The organism is Massilia sp. 01N410 (assembly GCF_056399665.1).
Genome location: NZ_JBFTRV010000013.1, coordinates 83456 through 102514 on the forward strand (window position 1 = coordinate 83456; position 19059 = coordinate 102514).

Sequence of the window (19059 nt, forward strand, 5' to 3'; positions counted from 1 at the left end):
CGTGGAGCGACGCCATGCAGGACCTGAACAGTTTCCCGGTGACGCGCAAGTGGCCGGCGCGGCATCCGGACCGGCTGCAGCTGTATTCGATGCCGACGCCGAACGGCGTCAAGGCCGCCATCATGCTCGAGGAAACCGGCCTGCCCTACGAGGTGCACCGGGTGGGCTTCGAAAAACAGGAGCAGACCTCGCCCGAATACCTGGCCCTGAACCCGAACAACAAGATCCCGGCGATCATCGACCCGAACGGCCCCGGCGGCCAGCCGCTGCCTTTATGGGAGTCGGGCGCCATCCTCCTCTACCTCGCCGACAAGACCGGCCAGCTGATTCCGCTGGACGCCGCCGGCCGTTACGAAACCATCCAGTGGGTGATGTTCCAGAACGGCGGCATCGGGCCGATGTTCGGGCAACTGGGCTTCTTCCTGAAATTCGCCGGCAAGGACTGGGAAGACAAGCGTCCGCGCGACCGCTTCGTGGATGAGGCGAAGCGTCTGCTGGGCGTGCTCGACAAACGGCTCGACGGGCGCGACTGGATCATGGGCGAGCACTATACGATCGCCGACATCATGAGTTTTCCCTGGGTGAACGCCTTGCATTCCCTCGATGGCGCCCGCGAGCTGCTCGGCTTCGACAACTTCCGCCACGTCGGCCGCGTGCTGCAGGCCTTCCTGCGGCGCCCGGCGGTGGTCAAAGGGCTCAAGATACCGGCGGCGCCGCCGGCCTGACACACTCAGATCATCACCGGCTCAGGCTCCAGCAGCACCCCGAAGCGCTCCTGCACGTCCGCCTGGATCGCCCGCGCCAGCGCCAGCACTTCCTCGCCGCTGGCGCCGCCATTGTTGACCAGCACCAGCGCCTGCTTCGGATAGACGCCGGCGCGGCCCAGCGATCTGCCCTTCCAGCCGCATTGGTCGATCAGCCAGCCGGCCGCCAGCTTTTCCGTACCGTCGGCCTGCAGGTGGTGGACCAGGTTCGGCCACTGTTCCAGCAGGCGGGCGCAATGCTCGCCCGGCACCACCGGGTTCTTGAAGAAGCTGCCGGCATTGCCGATCTCCGCCGGGTCGGGCAGCTTGCGGCGGCGGATCGCGATCACGGCCTCGGCCACCTGGCGCGGGCTCGGGCCGGTCACGCCGTCGAGTTCACGGGCCAGTTCGGCATAGCGCAGGTTCGGCGCCCAGGCTTTCGGCAGCGCGAAAGTCACGTCCAGCACCGCCAGGCTGCGGCCGTCCTCGTGCTTGAACACGCTGTCGCGGTAGGCGAAGCGGCAGGCCGCGGCATCCATCGTGCGCGTGCTGCCGGTCGCAAAATCGAAGGCGGTGAGCGAATGGAAAACGTCCTTGACCTCGGCTCCATAGGCGCCGATGTTCTGGATCGGCGAGGCGCCCACCGTGCCCGGGATCAGCGACATGTTCTCCAGGCCGCCCAGTCCCTGTTCCAGGGTCCATTGCACGAACCCATGCCAGTTCTCGCCGGCGCGGGCGCGCACCAGGACGGCGTCCGGCGTTTCGCCGACGATTTCCTTGCCCATCAGGGCCATGTGCAGCACCAGTTGCTCGATTTCGGCGCGGGTGATCAGCAGGTTGCTGCCGCCGCCCAGGACCAGGCGCGGCAAGGCGGCGAGTTCGGGGTCGGCGGCGAGCGCCGCCAGCTGGGCGGGGTCGATCACGCGCAGGTAGCGCCTGGCGCGGGCACCGATGCCGAAGGTGTTGAAGTGCTGGAGGGAGATGTCGTGTTCGATGGGCAATGCTTGCATGGCTGGGTCCGGAGTTGGCCCGCTGATTATAGTGGGAAACAGGCGCCCCGATGCCAACGGTCCGTTACAATATCGGCATTCGTCACCCAATAAAAAAAGGAACACACAATGCCATCGTTTGATGTGGTCTGCGAAGCAGACATGGTTGAAGTCAAGAACGCCGTCGAAAACTCGAGCAAGGAAATCGAGACGCGCTTCGACTTCAAGGGCACCTCGGCCAAGGTCGAGCAGAAAGACAAGGAAATCACCCTGTTCGGCGATTCCGACTTCCAGATCTCCCAGGTCAAGGACGTCCTGCTGAACAAGATGACCAAGCGCAAGGTCGACGTCCGATTCCTGGACGAAGGCAAGATCGAAAAGATCGGCGGCGACAAGGTCAAGCAGGTGCTGAAGGTGCGCAACGGCATCGAGTCCGAGGACGCCAAGAAGATCACCAAGCTGATCAAGGAAAGCAAGATGAAGGTCCAGGCCTCGATCCAGGGCGAATCCGTGCGCATCACCGGCAAGGATCGCGATACCCTGCAGGAAGCGATCGCCATGCTGCGCAAGGATGTGACCGACCTGCCGCTGGCCTTCAACAACTTCCGCGACTGACCCGGAAGACCGGGCCGTTACCGCACGACCGTGCGCTAAATGGCCCTCTGTAAAGCCCATCTCCTGCGGTAAAATGGCGGGCGATTAGTCTATGGTTGTTAAGGAATGCAATGAAACGTGTAGATGATTTCCGCCTGCGTTTGGGCAACAAGGAATACGTGCCCATCATGATCGGCGGAATGGGAGTCGATATCTCGACTTCCGAACTGGCGATGGAGGCAGCGCGCCTCGGCGGCATTGGCCATATTTCCGACGCGATGGTCCCGGACGTTTCGGACCGCAAGTTCGATACGAGCTTCGTCAAGGAAAAGACCAAGCTCTACAAGTTCAACATCAACAACATGGACAAATCGGTGGTCCAGTTCGACCTGGACCGCCTGGCCGAGGCAACCCGTCTGCACGTGGGTGCAACCATGGACGCGAAGAAAGGCGATGGCCTGATCTTCGTGAACTGCATGGAAAAGCTGACCATGAACGCGCCGAAGGAAACCCTGCGCACCCGCCTGTCGGCGGCGCTCGACGCGGGCATCGACGGCATCACCATGTCGGCCGGCCTGCACCTCGGTTCGTTCGAACTGATCAAGGACCATCCACGCTTCCGCGACGCCAAGCTGGGCATCATCGTCTCGTCCGTGCGTGCGCTGCAATTGTTCCTGCGTAAGGTTTCGCGCCTCGACCGCCTGCCGGACTACGTGATCGTCGAAGGCCCGCTGGCCGGCGGCCACCTCGGCTTCGGCATCGACGACTGGCAGCAGTACGACCTGCACACCATCATGGACGAGATCCATGCCTTCATGCGCGCCGAACAGCTGAACATTCCGCTGATCGCCGCGGGCGGCATCTTCACCGGCAGCGATGCCGTGGGCTTCCTGGAAAAGGGCGCCGGCGGCGTGCAGGTGGCGACCCGCTTCACCGTCACCCACGAATGCGGCCTGCCCATTGATGTCAAGCAGGAATACTTCCGCGCCAGCGAAGAAGACATCATCGTCAACGGCGTCTCGCCGACCGGCTATCCGATGCGGATGCTGAAGCAGACCCCGGCGATCGGCTCCGGCATCCGCCCGGGTTGCGAGTCCTACGGCTACCTGCTGGACGCGACCGGCAACTGCGCCTACATCAACTCGTACAACCGCGAGGTGCAGGCGAATCCGGACTCGAAGAACATCCGCGTGTTCGACAAGACCTGCCTGTGCACCCACATGCGCAACTTCAACTGCTGGACTTGCGGCTCGACCACCTACCGCCTGAAGGACACCACCCACAAGCTGGGCGACGGTCACTACCAGATCCTGTCGGCCGAGCACGTGTTCAAGGATTACCAGTTCAGCGTCGACAACCAGGTCGCCCTGCCGGTGCGTGCCGAGGCCGCCGCCTGATATTCTGGGCGGAACGGTTCCCCGGCACGGCTGTCCAACGGCGGTTGGCCTTGCATGGGGAGCCGCATGTTCGATACCGATCCGCCCGCCCACGCCGTCTTGCTGACGGACGACGCGGGCAGTATCATCACCTGGAACCGGGGTTGCGAGACCCTGTTCGGCATGCCGGCCGCGAGCGTACTCGGCCGTCCCATCACCAGCCTGTTCGTCGCCAGCGCGCGTGACGCCTGGACCGCCGGCTGGGCCGCCCTGACCCAGCGTCCCGAAGGCGCCCAGCTGAATGCCGACCTGCGCTGCAGCGACAGCCGCATCTTCGCCGCCACCCTGGCGCTGGCCCCGCAAATCGACGCCGCCGGCCGGCCGCTCGGCTGTGCGGTCGCCGTCACCACCGAGGTCGAACGCGACGCGCCGGAGTCAGAACACGTCGCACGCACGCCGCTGTCGGCCGTGGTCGACCTGTTTCCCGGCACCTTCTATGCCCTCAACCGCGACGGCCGTTTCGTGCTCTGGAACCACAACCTGGAACGCCTGAGCGGCATGGCGCCGGAAGAACTGGCGGCCGCGCGCGCTTCCGACCTGCTCGACCTGCCGCAGCGCCCCCTCCTCACGGACGCCCTGCGCCGCGTGCTGGACGAAGGCGCCGAGATGAAACTCGAAGTCGACTACGTTGCCAAGAACGGCAAGGACATCCCGGTGCTGCTGTGCGGCACGCGGGTGCTCTGCAACGGCGGCGAGTACGTGTTCGGGGTCGGCATCGACATCGGCGAGCGGCGCCAGCGCGAGGAAAGGCTGCGCCTGCGCGAACGCGCGCTGCACGCGGCCAGCAACGGCATCGTGATCGCCCGCAGCGACGGTCCCGACAACCCGATCGAGTATGTCAATCCGGCCTTCGAGCGCATCAGCGGCTATAGCGCGGAGGAATCGCTCGGGCGCGATCCGCGCTTCATGGCCGCGCCCGGCATGGATGCGGGTGAACGGACCGAAGTGCGCGAGGCGATTGCGGCCTGCCGCCCGGTCAACGTGGTGCTGCGCAACCTGCGCAAGAACGGCGAGCTGTTCTGGAACGACCTGAGCATCACCCCGGTCCACGACGAGCATGGCACCGTGACCCATTTCATCGGCGTCATCAACGACGTCACCGCGGCCATGCAGCGCACCGCCCACCTCGAGCACGAGGTCAACCACGACCCGCTGACCGGGCTGGCCAACCGCAACCTGCTGTGGGACCGGCTGGACCAGGCGGTGCACGTGGCACAGCGCCAGAAGTCGCTGGTGGCGACCGTGCTGATCGACCTGAACAACTTCAAGACCATCAACGACACCCTCGGCCACGAAGCCGGCGACGTGGTGCTGAAGGTGGTGGCGCGGCGCCTGCAGGCCTCGGTGCGCGACAGCGACACGGTGGCGCGCATGTCGGGCGACGAATTCGTGCTGGTGCTGGCCAACCAGCCCTCGCTGCGCTTCACCCTGCGGATGGTCGAACGGCTGCGCCAGAGCTTCGCGATCCCGGTGTCCTTCAACGGCCGCGAGATCCCGGTCGGCGCCAGCGTCGGCGTGGCCCTCTATCCGCACGACGGCACCACCGCGACCGAGCTGGTGCGCGCGGCCGACGTCGCCATGTACCACGGCAAGGGCAACGGCCACAACGACGTGCACTTCTTCTCCGCCGATATGCGCTCGAGCAACGACGCCAAGCGCAAGATCGAGGAAGGCCTGCACCACGCCCTCGACAAGGACGAGCTGTTCCTGCTCTACCAGCCGCGCGTCTCGCTGCGCACCGGCCAGGTGATGGGCTTCGAGGCCCTGCTGCGCTGGAATCATCCGGACCATGGCGTGCTGCCGCCGGGACGCTTCCTGACCGAGGGCGAGGAGATCGGCGTCATCGTTCCGATCGGCCGGCGCGTGCTGGACCAGGCCTGCGCCTTCGCCGCCCAGCTGCGCCAGACCGGCGTGCGCAAGGTGCCAGTCACCGTCAACGTGTCCTACCGCGAGTACAGCCAGGGCGACTTCGTGGAGTGCCTGTGCGCCCTTCTCGCGCGCCACGACCTGCCGCCCGACAGCCTGCAGCTCGACCTGCCGATCGACGGCCTGCTGCGCAATCCCGGCCTCGGACGCGAGCTGTCACGCCAGCTGCGCGCGCTCGGCGTGGTCGTGTCCGTGGACGGCTTCGGCGCCGGCCTGTGCGACCTCGGCTACCTGCAGCAGCTCGAAGCCAGCCAGGTCAAGCTCTCGCGCACCACGGTGCACGGCATCGCCGAAGGCACCGGCGCGCTGGTGAAGAGCCTGATCGACATCGGGCACAACTTGAACATGGAAGTCGTGGGCGAGGCCGTGGAGACGCGGCCGCAGGCGGAATTCCTGAAGTCGCACGGCTGCGACGAGTTCCAGGGGCGGCTGTTCAGTGAGCCGCTGGGGGCGGAGGCGGCGCAGGAGATGTTGCGAAGTTACCAGCCGGCGTAAGCTCGTTCACGCAGCATCCGCTCGTCGTGCCGGGCATTGCCCGACCCGGCTCCCCGCAAAGGCGGGGACCCAAGTTCTGCAAGAGCTGTCGTAACGCTGGCAAACCTGGATTCCTCGTTCGACACCTGGGCAAGTTCCGCATTCTCGTGCCCGCCTCCGCCGTATTCCAGCATCCGCATGCCGATAGTCGTGTTCGAGCCGCGGTTCAGGGTCGACTTGCACCCGATCTGCAGTCCACTCCCCTGTTCCTGCAGGCTGTCGCACGGGGCTGGCATTGGCGGCGGCAAGGAATTAATTTGCAACATCCCAACACTGATGCTGGGGCAAAAGCAGTTACACTCGCCAATTACCGTTAATCAAGAAGAGCTCCATGCAGACCCGGCGTTCGACCCAGCAGTATTTCTCCAATACCCTATCGTGGCTGTATCACGCATTCGATTCGGTCGCCACCTGGGTCACGCAGTTGTCGTGGTGGAAATTCTTCCTGTTCGCCGCGCTGATGCTGGTTGCCGGACAAATCCTGCAGGACGAGCTGTTCTCCGGCGGCGAGGAAGAAAACGTGCGCGCCGAGCGCAACGCGCGCAAGGCCGAACCCGCCATTACGATCGACGACAGCGGCATCCACATCAATCCTCGCACCAAGCGCAAGGGCAACGAGGAAACGCCGGACAAAGCCACCGAGCAGGCCGACAGGATTGCCGAAAACGCCCTCAAGCATGCGGAAGAAGCCAGCAAGGCCGCCGCGGAGGCGGACAAGGCTGCGGCTGCGGCGGACAAGGCCGGCGAAGCCATCCCACCGACGCCGCCCCAGCCGCCGGCGCCGGCCGGCCGAGGCAAGGGCGACAGCCGCTCGACCACAAAGCTGATCCGTGGTGCGAACGGCGAAGAAGTCCATATCGACCTGCCGCCGCAGATCGGCGAAGAGCTGTCCAACGCGATCGAGGCGGCCGTCGACGACGCCGCCGAAGCCAAGGCCAGGAGCTACCACAAGCAGGCCTCGACCTGGTTCACCAGCTTCGTCTGGCTGCTGGTGATGGCCCTGTTCGGCACCAAGGCCCTGATGGGCGGCAAGAAGCGCGCCGAGGCAGAAATGCAGAGCGCCACCGCGGTTGCCGAACGCGAATCGATGCAGCGCCAGCTGTCGGAAGCCCGGATGGCGGCCATGCAGGCCCAGGTCGAGCCGCACTTCCTGTTCAACACCCTGGCCTCGGTCGAGCACCTGATCGAGACCGATCCGCCGCGCGCCTCGGCCATGCAGCGCACCCTGATCCAGTACCTGCGCGCCGTGATCCCGCAGATGCGCGACGCCAACCTGACCACCAGCCTCGGCCGCGAGGTCGACATGGTCACCTCCTACCTCGACCTGCTCAAGATGCGCATGGAAGAAAGGCTGACAGTCGACCTGCAGGTGCCGGAGGGCCTGCGCAGCGCGGCCTTCCCGCCGATGATGCTGCAGTCGATGGTCGAGAACGCGATCAAGCACGGACTGGAGTGCAAGCCCGAGGGCGGCCACCTGGCGGTGACGGCGGAAATCGTCGACAGCAAGCTGCGCGTGACGGTGGCCGACGACGGCGTCGGCTTCGGCGTGGTGCCGAGCAAGGGCACCGGGCTGGGCCTGTCGAACATCCGCGAGCGCCTCAAGCTGCTGCACGGCGAGGCCGGCCAGCTGCACATCGCCGCCAACATCCCGAGCGGGGTGATCGCCACCATCGAGGTGCCCTACCAGCTGGCATCAAAATGATTGCCTGCTACCCGATTTCGTTGAATAATCGTCACTCTGCCTTTACTTCTTTTTGCCATGCCTACAGCAATCATTGCCGATGACGAAAGACTGATGCGCGACCTCCTCCGTACCCGCCTGTCCCAGGTGTGGCCGGAACTGGAGATCGTCGGCGAGGCCAAGAACGGCGACGAAGCCGTTCAGCTCGTGTCCGCGCTCAAGCCGGACCTGACCTTCCTCGACATCCGCATGCCCGGCAAGTCGGGCATGGAAGCGGCACGCGACATCGGCGACGCCAGCCAGATCGTGTTCGTCACCGCCTACGACCAGTACGCGGTCGAGGCCTTCGAGCGCGGCGCCGTCGACTACGTGCTGAAGCCGCCCGAGCCGGAGCGCCTGAAGATCACGGCCGAACGCCTGAAGGAGCGCCTGTCGGCGCCCGCCAGCACCGGCGCCGCCGCCAGTGCCAACGTCAGCGATACCGTCACCGCCATGCTGTCGCAGCTGGCCGAGAAGATCGCCGCGCCGAAGCCGAAATACCTGCAATGGATCCAGGCCAGCATCGGCCAGGACCTGCGCATGATTCCGGTCGAGGAGATCCTGTTCTTCCGCTCCGACGAAAAATACACCTGCGTGCAGACCGAGAAGTTCGAGGCCCTGATCCGCAAGCCCGTGCGCGACCTCGCCGATGAACTGGACCCGTCCCTGTTCTGGCAGATCCACCGCGCGACCCTGGTGAACGTCAACGCGATCGAAGGCGTGACCCGCGACATCCGCGGCCGCCACCTGGTGCTGATCAAGGGCCGCCCCGACAAGCTCGAGGTCAGCCGCAGCTTCCTGCATCTGTTCAAGCAGATGTAAATCAAGCCGTACTCAAGCGCCGCCGCGTAAGGTAGATGCCGGGCCCGCATTTGCGGGCCGCTTTTTACGGGCATCCATGAAACGACAGCGCCTTTGCTCGGCCGCCTGGGCCCTCACCTGCTCCCTGGGCTGCTTCGTGAGCTGCTTCCTGACCGGGCTCGCGGCGGGCTACCGGCTGGGCTTCCAGTCTCACGAAGACCTCGATACCGTGCCGGCCGGCCGCCAGATCGTCCGCGACGCCAACGATGCCATCGTCTCCGTCGACGGCCGCTACCGCATCGTCATGGCCAATCCGGCCGCCGCCACCCTGTTCGGCACCACCGTCGGCAACATGGTCGGCACCCCGCTGGCGCGCTACGTCGAATCGGCCAGCGCCGACCCCGACGAACCGCTCGAGTACTTCCGTGCCGGCAGCGGCCGCGCCGGCCGCCGCGCCACCGACTATGCCGCCACCGGCCTGCGCGCCAACGGCGTGCGCTTCCCCATCGAGGGCTCGATCTCGCGCGCCAACGAAGGCGCGCCCTTCTACACCGTGGTCATGCGCGACGTCTCGGAGCGCAAGCGGGTCCAGGAAAAGCTGACCCGCTCGCACGACCAGCTGCGCCAGCTGTCGGCGGCCCTGCAGACCATCCGGGAAGAAGAGCGCACCCACATCGCGCGCGAGCTGCACGACGACCTCGGACAGATCCTGGCCTCGCTGCGCATGGACCTGAGCCTGCTGCAGCAGGCCGCCGGCACCCCGGCCGACAGCCTGCGCCTGATGGCCGGCATGGAACAGAACCTGCTGACGGCGATCGCCTCGCTGCGCCGCATCGCCACCAACCTGCGCCCGCGCGCCCTCGACGAAGGCGGCCTCTACTTTGCCCTGAAGGGCCTGTGCGAGGATTTCGTCGAGCGCTACTGCATCCCCTGCACCCTGCTGGCCGACGAAGCCGAGCTGCGCCTGGACGATACCGCCAGCACGGCGATCTTCCGCATCGTGCAGGAAGCGCTGACGAATATCGCGCGCCACGCCCAGGCCGGCGCCGTCACCATGAACCTGTTCCGTTCGAACAGCGAGCTGCTGGTCACCATCCACGACGATGGCCGCGGCATCCGTCCCGAGGACATGGAAAAGGCCGAATCGCTGGGCCTGATCGGCATGCGCGAGCGGGTCTGGGCCATGAACGGCGACATCAGCATCACCTCCGACGAGCCGCCCGGCACGCGGATCGACATCGTCCTGCCGGTCCACGATCACCTCGTATAATCTTTCATTCTGTCATCAAACCGACATATCTCTTCGATAAGATGCGACCCGTTTCGTCACCTGTTTCGTCATCTAACTGGAGAGTTCTGAATGCAAGTCAAACGCCTGGCAGCCGCCCTGGTAGCCCTCACCCCGCTGTTCGCAGCCGCCCAGACCAACGTGACCCTGTACGGTGTCCTCGACGCCGCCATCTCGTCGCAGGACACCGGTGGCCCGGAAGGCCGCACCACCGTGGTCAACTCGGGCAACCAGTCGAGCAGCCGCTTCGGCTTCCGCGGCACTGAAGACCTGGGCAATGGTCTGAAGGCCATGTTCAACCTCGAAGCCGGTACCTCGATCGACACCGGCGCCGGCGACTCCGCCCTGTTCGGCCGCCGCGCAGTGGTCGGTCTGGAAGGCGGCTTCGGCAGCCTGACCCTGGGCCGCGAATACTCGCCGATCGCCGCCATCGCCGCCGCCACCGACGCCTTCGGCCAGGGCTTCTACGGCAGCAACCTGTCGGCCTTCACCACCAACCGCCTGACCCGCCGCCTGGCGAACTCGGTCAACTACAAATCGCCGTCGTGGAATGGCCTGAAAGTCCTGGCCGCCTACTCGGCCGGCGAAGTGACCACCGCCAACACCCCGTCGGGCGACCTGAAAGGCGTCGGCGTCGAGTACACCCTGGGCGGCCTGTATGTGGGCGCGGCTTACCACGAGATCAACCGCCTGGCGATCGACAAGGACAAGGAATCGGCAATCGGCGCCGCCTACAAGTTCGACCAGCTGGGTGGTTTCGAAGTCAAGGCCAACTGGATGGAAGCGGACCGCGAAGGCGCCCCCGCCAAGTACAAGCAATACAACCTGGGCGGCTCGATGCCCTTCGGCGCGCACCGCGTCTACGCGAACTTCCAGCAGCAGAAGCAAGGCGCCGCCAAGGGCAACAGCTGGGCACTGGCCTACACCTACTCGCTGTCGAAGCGCACCAACCTGTACGCCAGCTACGCCAGCCTGGACAACAACAACAGCGGCGTGTTCGGCCTGAGCTCGTCGTCGGTCACCATCGCCCCGGCCGCCACCGCGCTGGGCAAGGATCCGGACGTGTTCTCGCTGGGTCTGCGTCACAGCTTCTAAGCCGCCAGGGCTGACAAGGAACGCGGCGCGGGGAGCGATCCCTGCGCCGCGTTTTTTACGCTTTCAGAATGTCGCCGTCGACGCTGACCTCGACCTTGTCGGGATAAAAGCTGAACCAGCGCGGAATCATGAGCGCATCGCCCATCGGCGTGGTGAGATTCCAGGCCATATCCGCGATGTGCCTGCCGTCGACGTCGGCATGCCAGTGCTGGCCGTCGCCCTTGTAGGGGCACTGCGACACGGTCGCGCTTTTCACCAGCGCCACGCGCAGGGCATCGGGCGGAAGATAGAAGCGCGGCGCCATGGAGGTCTCGTACAGGATCGCCGGCGCCGAGGATTCGGCGAGCACGGTGCCGCCGGCGGACACCACGACGTGCTGCGAAGAGCGCTGCACGTCGAAGCGGTGATAGGGGTCGCGCGGGTGGGCATAGCCGAGGTCGTCGTCGAGATACCAGGCGTCCACCTTTTCCAGGTCGAACACCAGGTGATCCCGCAGGGGCGCGGCGGCGCCGGGCGGCGCCTCGAAGGACCTGGCGGCGGCTTTCACGTCGCCTTGGGCGCTGCGGATCGACCAGGAGCGGACCACGCCGAGCCTTGCGTCTTTCGATTCGCCCTCCTGGGAGAGAAGTTCCGTCCGCACGTCCGCACGGGGCAGGCACAGCTGCATCACGCGGCCGGTCTGGTGCAGGGCCAGGCATCTGCGGCTGTCCGCCACGATCTCTTTACCCTGCCGGATGCGCAAGCGCTTCGGAAATGGTTCCCAGAACAGCAGGGGCGTTGCGGGTGGTGTGACGTCGAAACGCCCTGCAGGCTCCCTGCCGAAGGGGCCGCTACCGATGGTAAGCGCCATGCCGATTCTCCACAGTTGATATCGGCATACAGTAATCCCGATCGCAAAAACCGGGAATACGATTCCTTACTTCAAGCGGCCGGTCAGCACCCAGAAATATTCCCAGCGCGCGATCCTGAGCGCCTTTACAGCAGTGCCCAGGCGCTTGCGCAGCGCGCTGTCGGTCGGGTAGCTCTTGGGACGCTCGATCCGGCTGCCGTCTTCGGTGGCGACCACCTCGTAGGTATTGCCCTGGGCATCGGTGCGGGCCACCGGATTGCTGGTCCCTTCGACATAGACGTCGTCCAGCAGCACCAGCAGCGCATCCTTGGCCGCCGCCTTGCGCAGCTTGCCCAGGAAGGCATCCTGCTCCTCGCGCTTCAGGCGCGACCAGCAGAATTCGGCCACCACCGCGGTATAGCCGGCGGCGCCCTCGGGCAGGGCCGGCACCTGGCCGTCCTCGCCGTTCAGTTCCAGCACCGTGTGGCCGGCCGTCAGCTCGGCCACCTGGTCGCGCACGTCGGCCAGGTCGGCGTCGCGGTCCGACATCTCGGCGTCTTCTTCGTCGTACTCTTCGTACGCTTCCTGGTCTTCCTGGTCTTCGTTGTCGTCGTGTTCTTCGTGATTCATGATTTACAGCTCGTAATTATCGGCGGTCCCGCGCATCGCCGACTCGACCATCTTGCGGTTGAGCGTCGGCGCGAGCAGCTCGATGAAGGTATAGATATAGCTGCGCAGATAGGCGCCCTGCTTCACCGCCACCCGCGAGACGTTCATCCCGAACAACTGGCCGACCGGGATCGCGCGCAGGTTGCGGTCGCGCTCGGGATCGAAGGCCATGCCGGCGATGATGCCCACGCCCATGCCCAGTTCCACATAAGTCTTGATGACGTCGGCGTCGATCGCTTCCAGCAGCACGTCCGGTTTCAGGTTGCGCAGTTCGAAGGCGTGATCGATCTTGCTGCGGCCGGCGAAGGCGGCATCGTAGGTGATCAGCGGATAGCTGGCAATCTCTTCCAGCGAAATCGCCTTCGAGCGCGTCAGCGCGTGTTCGTGCGGCACCACCAGCACGTGCTCCCACTGGTAGCACGGCAAGGTGATCAGGCCGTCGACGGCGGCGATCGACTCGGTGGCGATGGCCATGTCGGCCTGGTCGTTCTTGACCATGTCGGCGATCTGGCGCGGATTGCCCTGCAGCAGGGACAGCCGCACTTTCGGGAACTTCAGCATGAAGGCCTGCACCACCTTCGGCAGCATGTAGCGCGCCTGGGTGTGGGTGGTCGCGATGGTGAAGCTGCCGCTGTCCTGGGCCGCGTACTCCTTGCCGATCCGCTTGAGGCTGTCGATCTCCTGCATGATCAGCTCGACGGATTCCAGCACCAGCCGGCCCGGCTCGGTCAGGCCGCGGATGCGCTTGCCGTGGCGGGTGAAGATGTCGACCCCGAGCTCTTCTTCGAGTTCGATGATGGCCTTGGACACCCCGGGCTGGGACGTGAACAGCGCCTTGGCGGCGTCGGTCAGGTTGAAGTTTTGGCGGACCGCCTCGCGGACAAAGCGTAATTGGTGTAGGTTCATTGCCCTTTTTGTATTGATAAAAGCCGTAGACGCATTTTACAAGGATGCTTATGCCGCTGGCTCATATAAGCAAATAAATTCTCAGTAGTTTGGAATAAGACGCCATTTTATTAAGATTCCACATAGTCTACCGGGCCCCTCGTCATCCTTGAGGCGGGCGGCCGTAACCAGGATCCATGCCATGTACCGTTACGACCAATACGACCATCTCATCGTACGCGAGCGCATCGCCCAATACCGCGACCAGGTGAGGCGCCGCCTCAGCGATGAGCTGACCGAAGAAGAATTCCTGCCGCTGCGCCTGCAGAACGGCCTGTACATGCAGCGCCATGCCTACATGCTGCGCATTGCCGTGCCCTACGGCCTGCTGTCCACCAAGCAACTGCGCATGTTCGCCCACATCGCCCGCACCTACGACCGCGGCTACGGTCACTTCACGACGCGCCAGAACATTCAGTTCAACTGGATCGAGCTGGAGCAGACCCCGGACATCCTGACCGACCTGGCCTCGGTGGAAATGCATGCGATCCAGACCTCGGGCAATTGCATCCGCAACACGACCACCGACCAGTTCGCCGGCGTGGCCGCGGACGAGATCGTCGATCCGCGCCCCTTCGCGGAGATCATCCGCCAGTGGAGCACCTTCCACCCCGAGTTCGTCGCCCTGCCCCGCAAGTTCAAGATCGCCATCAACGGCGCCGTCGCCGACCGCGCCGCGATCGCCGTGCACGACATCGGCCTGACCGCGGTGCGCAATGCCGCCGGCGAAGTCGGCTTCAAGTTCATGGTTGGTGGCGGCCTCGGCCGTACGCCCATCATCGGCAGCACGATCAACGAATTCGTGCCCTGGCAGGACCTGCTGACCTATACGCAGGCGGTCATGCGCGTGTACAACCAGTTCGGCCGCCGCGACAACAAGTACAAGGCCCGCATCAAGATCCTGGTGAAAGCCGTCGGCGCCGAGGAATTCGCGCGCATGGTCGAGCAGGAATTTGCCGACCTCAGGGGTGGCCCGGAAACCCTGACCCGCGAGGAACTGGACCGCGTTGCCGCCTACTTCAACCCGCCGCCGTATGCCGCGCTGGACAACATCGACCCGCGCGCCGGCCATGAATCCAACCGCGCCTTCCAGAACTGGCTGCAGCGCAACGTCAAGCCGCACAAGATGGCGGGCTATGCCTCGGTCGTGCTGTCGCTGAAGAAGACCGGCGTGCCGCCGGGCGACGCCACCGCCGAGCAGATGGATTTCGTCGCCGACCTGGCCGACCGCTACAGCTTCGGCGAACTGCGCGTGACCCACGAGCAGAACCTGGTACTGGCCGACGTCGAGCAAGCCAGGCTGTACGAGATCTGGGAACAGGCCAAGGCCAAGGGCCTGGCGACGCCGAACATCGGCCTGCTGACCGACATCATCTCCTGCCCGGGCGGCGACTACTGCTCGCTGGCGAACGCGAAATCGATCCCGATCGCGGCCGCCATCGCCCAGCGCTTCGACGACATCGACTACCAGCACGACATCGGCGACATCGAACTGAACATCTCGGGCTGCATCAACGCCTGCGGCCACCACCACGTCGGCCACATCGGCATCCTGGGCGTGGACAAGGACGGCGCCGAGTGGTACCAGGTGTCGATCGGCGGCGCCCAGGGCAATGCAGCGGCGCTCGGCAAGATCATCGGCCCCTCGTTCTCGGCGGCGCAGATGCCGGAAGTGGTCCAGCGTCTGCTCGACGTCTATGTGCGCGAGCGCGTCGAGGGCGAGCGCTTCGTCGACGTCGCCCAGCGTCTCGGTGTCAACCCGTTCAAGGAACATGTATATGCCACGCCGATCCCGGCCGGCGAACTGGCTGTCGGAGAAGATGAATATGCCTAAGCTGCAGCACCACGAACAGATCATCAAGGGCCGCGAAGTCGTCGCCGACGACTGGACCGTCCTGCGCCTCGACGAGGGCGAAACGCCCGAGAGCGTCGCGGTCCCGGACGGCAAGATCATCGTTCCCCTGGCGGTCTGGGAAGCCCAGCGCGCGACCCTGGCCGCGCGTCCGCAGCTCGGTCTCTGGTTCGCCCCCGACGAGCAGGCCCACAGCGTCAAGGACGAACTCGGCAAGTTCGCCGTGATCGCCGTCGACTTCCCGAAGTTCAGCGACGGCCGCGGCTATTCGATCGCCTTCAACCTGCGCAAGCGCCTGGGCTATACCGGCGAGCTGCGTGCGATCGGCGACGTGCTGCGCGACCAGCTGTTCCAGATGGTTCGCTGCGGCTTCGACGCCTATGCGACGCGCCAGGACCGCTCGATCCACGATGCGCTGAAGGGCCTGACCGTGTTCTCCGAAACCTACCAGGCATCGGTCGACCAGCCGCTGCCACTGTTCCGCCGCCACCAGCGCGATGTGCCGCCCGAGCACAGCGACGTCGGCGCCGGCATCTGAAGCACCAACAGGAAGACACCATGAGCGACCTGCACGCGCGCGTCACCGAAACCCGCGCCATCCTGGAACGCATCGCACGCGATTTTTCGCCGGCCGTATTCGCCTCCAGCCTGGCGGCCGAGGACATGGTCCTGACCGACCTGATCCTGAAGGCAGCTCTTCCGATCGGCATTTTTTCGCTGGAAACCGGCCGCCTGCACAAGGAAACCCTGGACGTGCTGGACAAGGTCAAGACCCATTATGGCGTCGAGATCGCCCTGTTCCGGCCGCAGCCGGAAGCGGTCGAGCAGTATGTGGCGCAGAACGGCCTGAACGCCTTCTACGATAGCGTCGAGATGCGCAAGGAATGCTGCCGCGTGCGCAAGGTCGAGCCGCTGGGGCGCGCCCTGAACGGAAAAAAAGCCTGGATCACCGGCCAGCGCCGCGCCCAGTCGACCACCCGCGCCGAGCTGGCCGTGCAGGAAGACGACGCCACCCACGGCATGGCCAAGTTCAACCCGCTGGCCGACTGGTCCGAGCAGGATGTGTGGGAATATATCCGCACCAACGACGTTCCCTACAACAGCCTGCATGACCGCGGCTACCCGTCGATCGGCTGCGAACCCTGCACCCGCGCGATCCAGCCGGGCGAAGATATCCGCGCCGGCCGCTGGTGGTGGGAGAATCCGGAATCGAAGGAATGCGGACTGCACCTGGTCGACGGCAAACTGATTCGTATCAAGTCAGTGGCCGCCTGAGCCGCAGACAAACACAAGACATTGAAAAGCACAGCCATCATGACGAATTTTATTGACATCTCGGGGGCGCCTAGCCCGGGAGCGCTCGGCGACGTGAATTCCCGCCACCTGGACGCCCTCGAATCGGAAGCGATCCACATCCTGCGCGAGGTTGCGGCCGAGTGCTCGAACCCGGCCCTGCTGTTCTCGGGCGGCAAGGATTCCGTGGTGCTGCTGCGCCTGGCCGAAAAGGCCTTCCGTCCGGGTAAATTCCCCTTCCCGCTGGTCCACATCGACACCGGCCACAACTTCGACGAAGTGATCGCCTTCCGCGACGCCCGCGTTGCCGAACTGGGCGAGCGCCTGATCGTCGGCTCGGTCGAGGACTCGATCAAGAAGGGCACGGTACGCCTGCGCAATCCGCAAACCGATTCGCGCAACGCGGCCCAGGCGGTCACGCTGCTGGAAACCATCGCCGAATACGGCTTCGACGCCTGCATCGGCGGCGCCCGCCGCGACGAGGAAAAGGCGCGCGCCAAGGAGCGCATCTTCTCCTTCCGCGACGAATTCGGCCAGTGGGACCCGAAGGCCCAGCGCCCCGAGCTGTGGGACCTGTATAACACCCGCGTCCACCCGGGCGAGAACATGCGCGTGTTCCCGATCTCGAACTGGACCGAGCTCGACGTCTGGCAGTACATCGCCCGCGAAAAGCTGGCACTGCCGCCGATCTATTACGCCCACGAGCGCCAGGTGATCCCGCGCAACGGCCTGCTTGTGCCGCTGACCCCGCTGACCCCGGCCCGCGAAGGCGAGCAGGTCGAGACCCAGACCGTGCGCTTCCGCACCGTCGGCGACATCTCCTGCACCTGCCCGGTGGCCTCGACCGCGGCCACCCCGGCCGACATCATCGCCGAAACCGCGATCACCCAGATCACCGAGCGCGGCGCTACCCGCATGGACGACCAGACCTCGGAAGCGTCGATGGAAAAGCGGAAAAAACAAGGATACTTCTGATGAACGCCCGTATTGTTTCACCTGCAAACCAAGAACTGAACCACGCCGCCGACCTGTCCGGCCAGGCCAGCCTGCTGCGCTTCATCACGGCCGGCTCCGTCGACGACGGCAAGAGCACCCTGATCGGCCGCCTGCTGTACGACAGCAAGGGCATCTTCGCCGACCAGCTGGCCGCCGTCTCGCGCTCGAAGCACAAGCGCACCGTCGGCGACACCATCGACCTGTCCCTGCTGACCGACGGCCTGGAGGCCGAGCGCGAACAGGGCATCACGATCGACGTCGCCTACCGTTACTTCGCCACCCCGAAGCGCAAGTTCATCATCGCGGACACGCCCGGCCACGAGCAGTACACCCGCAATATGGTGACCGGCGCCTCGACCGCGGATGCCGTGATCATCCTGGTCGACGTCTCGAAGGTGAAGCTGGGCGACGATGGCAGCGTCGAGCTGCTGACGCAAACGAAACGCCACTCGACCATCGCCAAGCTGCTGCAGATCGAGCACGTGATCGTGGCCGTCAACAAGATGGACCTGGTGAACTACGACCGCAGCGTCTACGACCGCATCGTCGGCGCCTACACCGAATTCGCCAACAGCCTCGGCCTGCAGGACATCACCGCGATCCCGCTGTCGGCGCTGGCCGGCGACAACGTGGTCGAGAAGACCGACAACATGCCGTGGTACGAAGGCCCGACCCTGATCGAGCTGCTGGAATCGATCAGCGTCTACGACGAAACCCACGACGCTCCCTTCCGCTTCCCGGTGCAGCTGGTGGCGCGCCACAACGGCCACGAAGCCAACGACTTCCGCGGCTACATGGGCCGCATCGAGTCGGGCAAGGTCTCGGTGGGCGACAAGCTGGTGGTGCAGCCGTCTGGCGTCGAAGCCACGGTCAAGGAGATCCAGACCTTCGACGGCGGCCTGAAGACCGCGGTGGCCGGCCAGTCGATCACCCTGCTGCTGAACGAATACGTGGACATCTCGCGCGGCGACGTGCTGGCCGGGGCCGCACAACCGGCCACCCTGCTCAAGCAGGTGAAAGCCGACGTCTGCTGGATGGCCGACGAGCCGCTGGACGTGCGCCGCAAATACTGGATCAAGCACGGCACCCGCCAGACCATGGCCAAGGTGAAGGCAATCGAGAACATCCTCGACGTGAACACCCAGCAGCGTCATGCGGCGGAAGGCTTGAAGCTGAACGACATCGCCCGCATCGAGCTGGCCGTGCAGCAGCCGCTGGCTGCGGATGCGTATGAGGATATTCGTGCGACCGGGGCTTTCATCCTGATCGATGAAGTGACCCATCAGACGGTGGCTGCGGGTATGATTCGCTTGAGCGAATAATTTGCAACGACGGCTACCAACTGGAAC

Annotated in this window: 17 protein-coding genes; 13 read left to right on the forward strand and 4 right to left on the reverse strand. The window is 65.1% G+C overall.

Annotated features, from left to right (window positions below; translation table 11 throughout):
* Positions 1 to 14 precede the first annotated feature (14 nt).
* Positions 15 to 725: a glutathione S-transferase family protein gene (locus AC1DOP_RS17755; protein WP_477252509.1), complete on the forward strand. Its 711-nt coding sequence runs from the start codon at positions 15 to 17 to the stop codon at positions 723 to 725.
* Between the two features lie 5 nt (positions 726 to 730).
* Here AC1DOP_RS17755 and murB read toward each other — a convergent pair whose 3' ends face one another.
* Positions 731 to 1753 carry a UDP-N-acetylmuramate dehydrogenase gene (gene murB, locus AC1DOP_RS17760; RefSeq protein WP_477252511.1) on the reverse strand — a complete coding sequence of 341 codons (1023 nt, stop codon included), beginning with the start codon at positions 1751 to 1753 and terminating at the stop codon, positions 731 to 733.
* 108 nt (positions 1754 to 1861) lie between these two features.
* Between murB and AC1DOP_RS17765 the strand changes: the two genes are divergently transcribed.
* The 7 genes from AC1DOP_RS17765 to AC1DOP_RS17795 all read left to right on the forward strand — a co-directional run bounded on the left by AC1DOP_RS17765 (position 1862) and on the right by AC1DOP_RS17795 (position 11126).
* Positions 1862 to 2347, forward strand: a complete 486-nt coding sequence (locus AC1DOP_RS17765) for a YajQ family cyclic di-GMP-binding protein (protein WP_442121667.1) — start codon at positions 1862 to 1864, stop codon at positions 2345 to 2347.
* Positions 2348 to 2457: 110 nt separating this feature from the next.
* Positions 2458 to 3723 (forward strand): nitronate monooxygenase, encoded by a 1266-nt coding sequence (locus AC1DOP_RS17770; protein ID WP_477252513.1) that lies wholly within the window; start codon positions 2458 to 2460, stop codon positions 3721 to 3723.
* 66 nt (positions 3724 to 3789) lie between these two features.
* Positions 3790 to 6183, forward strand: coding sequence for a sensor domain-containing protein (locus AC1DOP_RS17775; protein ID WP_477252515.1), 2394 nt, complete (start codon positions 3790 to 3792; stop codon positions 6181 to 6183).
* A 370-nt stretch (positions 6184 to 6553) separates the two neighbouring features.
* Complete coding sequence (locus AC1DOP_RS17780; RefSeq protein ID WP_477252517.1) at positions 6554 to 7924, forward strand: sensor histidine kinase; 1371 nt, start codon at positions 6554 to 6556, stop codon at positions 7922 to 7924.
* Positions 7925 to 7981: 57 nt separating this feature from the next.
* Entirely contained in the window at positions 7982 to 8764 is a 783-nt protein-coding gene (locus tag AC1DOP_RS17785) for a LytR/AlgR family response regulator transcription factor (RefSeq protein ID WP_442121671.1), read from the forward strand.
* Positions 8765 to 8840: 76 nt separating this feature from the next.
* Positions 8841 to 10013: a PAS domain-containing sensor histidine kinase gene (locus tag AC1DOP_RS17790; protein ID WP_442121672.1), complete on the forward strand. Its 1173-nt coding sequence runs from the start codon at positions 8841 to 8843 to the stop codon at positions 10011 to 10013.
* A 90-nt stretch (positions 10014 to 10103) separates the two neighbouring features.
* Complete coding sequence (locus tag AC1DOP_RS17795) at positions 10104 to 11126, forward strand: porin (RefSeq protein ID WP_442121673.1); 1023 nt, start codon at positions 10104 to 10106, stop codon at positions 11124 to 11126.
* 55 nt (positions 11127 to 11181) lie between these two features.
* On the opposite strand, the gene AC1DOP_RS17800 is transcribed toward AC1DOP_RS17795, so the two are convergent.
* The 3 genes from AC1DOP_RS17800 to AC1DOP_RS17810 form a co-directional block, all read right to left on the reverse strand.
* Positions 11182 to 11976: a DUF427 domain-containing protein gene (locus tag AC1DOP_RS17800; protein ID WP_442121674.1), complete on the reverse strand. Its 795-nt coding sequence runs from the start codon at positions 11974 to 11976 to the stop codon at positions 11182 to 11184.
* Positions 11977 to 12042: 66 nt separating this feature from the next.
* A complete protein-coding gene (locus AC1DOP_RS17805) occupies positions 12043 to 12585 on the reverse strand; it encodes a class I SAM-dependent methyltransferase (protein WP_442121675.1) in 543 nt (180 codons plus the stop codon).
* A gap of 3 nt (positions 12586 to 12588) precedes the next feature.
* Positions 12589 to 13530 (reverse strand): CysB family HTH-type transcriptional regulator, encoded by a 942-nt coding sequence (locus AC1DOP_RS17810; protein ID WP_442121676.1) that lies wholly within the window; start codon positions 13528 to 13530, stop codon positions 12589 to 12591.
* 181 nt (positions 13531 to 13711) lie between these two features.
* On the opposite strand from AC1DOP_RS17810, the gene AC1DOP_RS17815 reads away from it, so the two are divergent.
* From AC1DOP_RS17815 to AC1DOP_RS17835, 5 genes are read left to right on the forward strand one after another with little or no spacing between them, the layout of a single operon-like run.
* A complete protein-coding gene (locus AC1DOP_RS17815) occupies positions 13712 to 15403 on the forward strand; it encodes a nitrite/sulfite reductase (protein WP_477252521.1) in 1692 nt (563 codons plus the stop codon).
* The gene (locus AC1DOP_RS17820; protein ID WP_442121678.1) at positions 15396 to 15959 is read left to right on the forward strand and encodes a DUF934 domain-containing protein; all 564 of its coding nucleotides are present in this window, start codon (positions 15396 to 15398) and stop codon (positions 15957 to 15959) included. The genes AC1DOP_RS17815 and AC1DOP_RS17820 overlap by 8 nt, the downstream gene beginning before the upstream one ends.
* Positions 15956 to 16696 (forward strand): phosphoadenylyl-sulfate reductase, encoded by a 741-nt coding sequence (locus AC1DOP_RS17825; RefSeq protein WP_442121743.1) that lies wholly within the window; start codon positions 15956 to 15958, stop codon positions 16694 to 16696. The genes AC1DOP_RS17820 and AC1DOP_RS17825 overlap by 4 nt, the downstream gene beginning before the upstream one ends.
* A gap of 39 nt (positions 16697 to 16735) precedes the next feature.
* Positions 16736 to 17689: a sulfate adenylyltransferase subunit CysD gene (gene cysD / locus AC1DOP_RS17830; protein ID WP_442121679.1), complete on the forward strand. Its 954-nt coding sequence runs from the start codon at positions 16736 to 16738 to the stop codon at positions 17687 to 17689.
* Entirely contained in the window at positions 17689 to 19032 is a 1344-nt protein-coding gene (locus tag AC1DOP_RS17835) for a sulfate adenylyltransferase subunit 1 (protein WP_442121680.1), read from the forward strand. The genes cysD and AC1DOP_RS17835 overlap by 1 nt, the downstream gene beginning before the upstream one ends.
* The last annotated feature ends 27 nt before the right edge of the window (positions 19033 to 19059 follow it).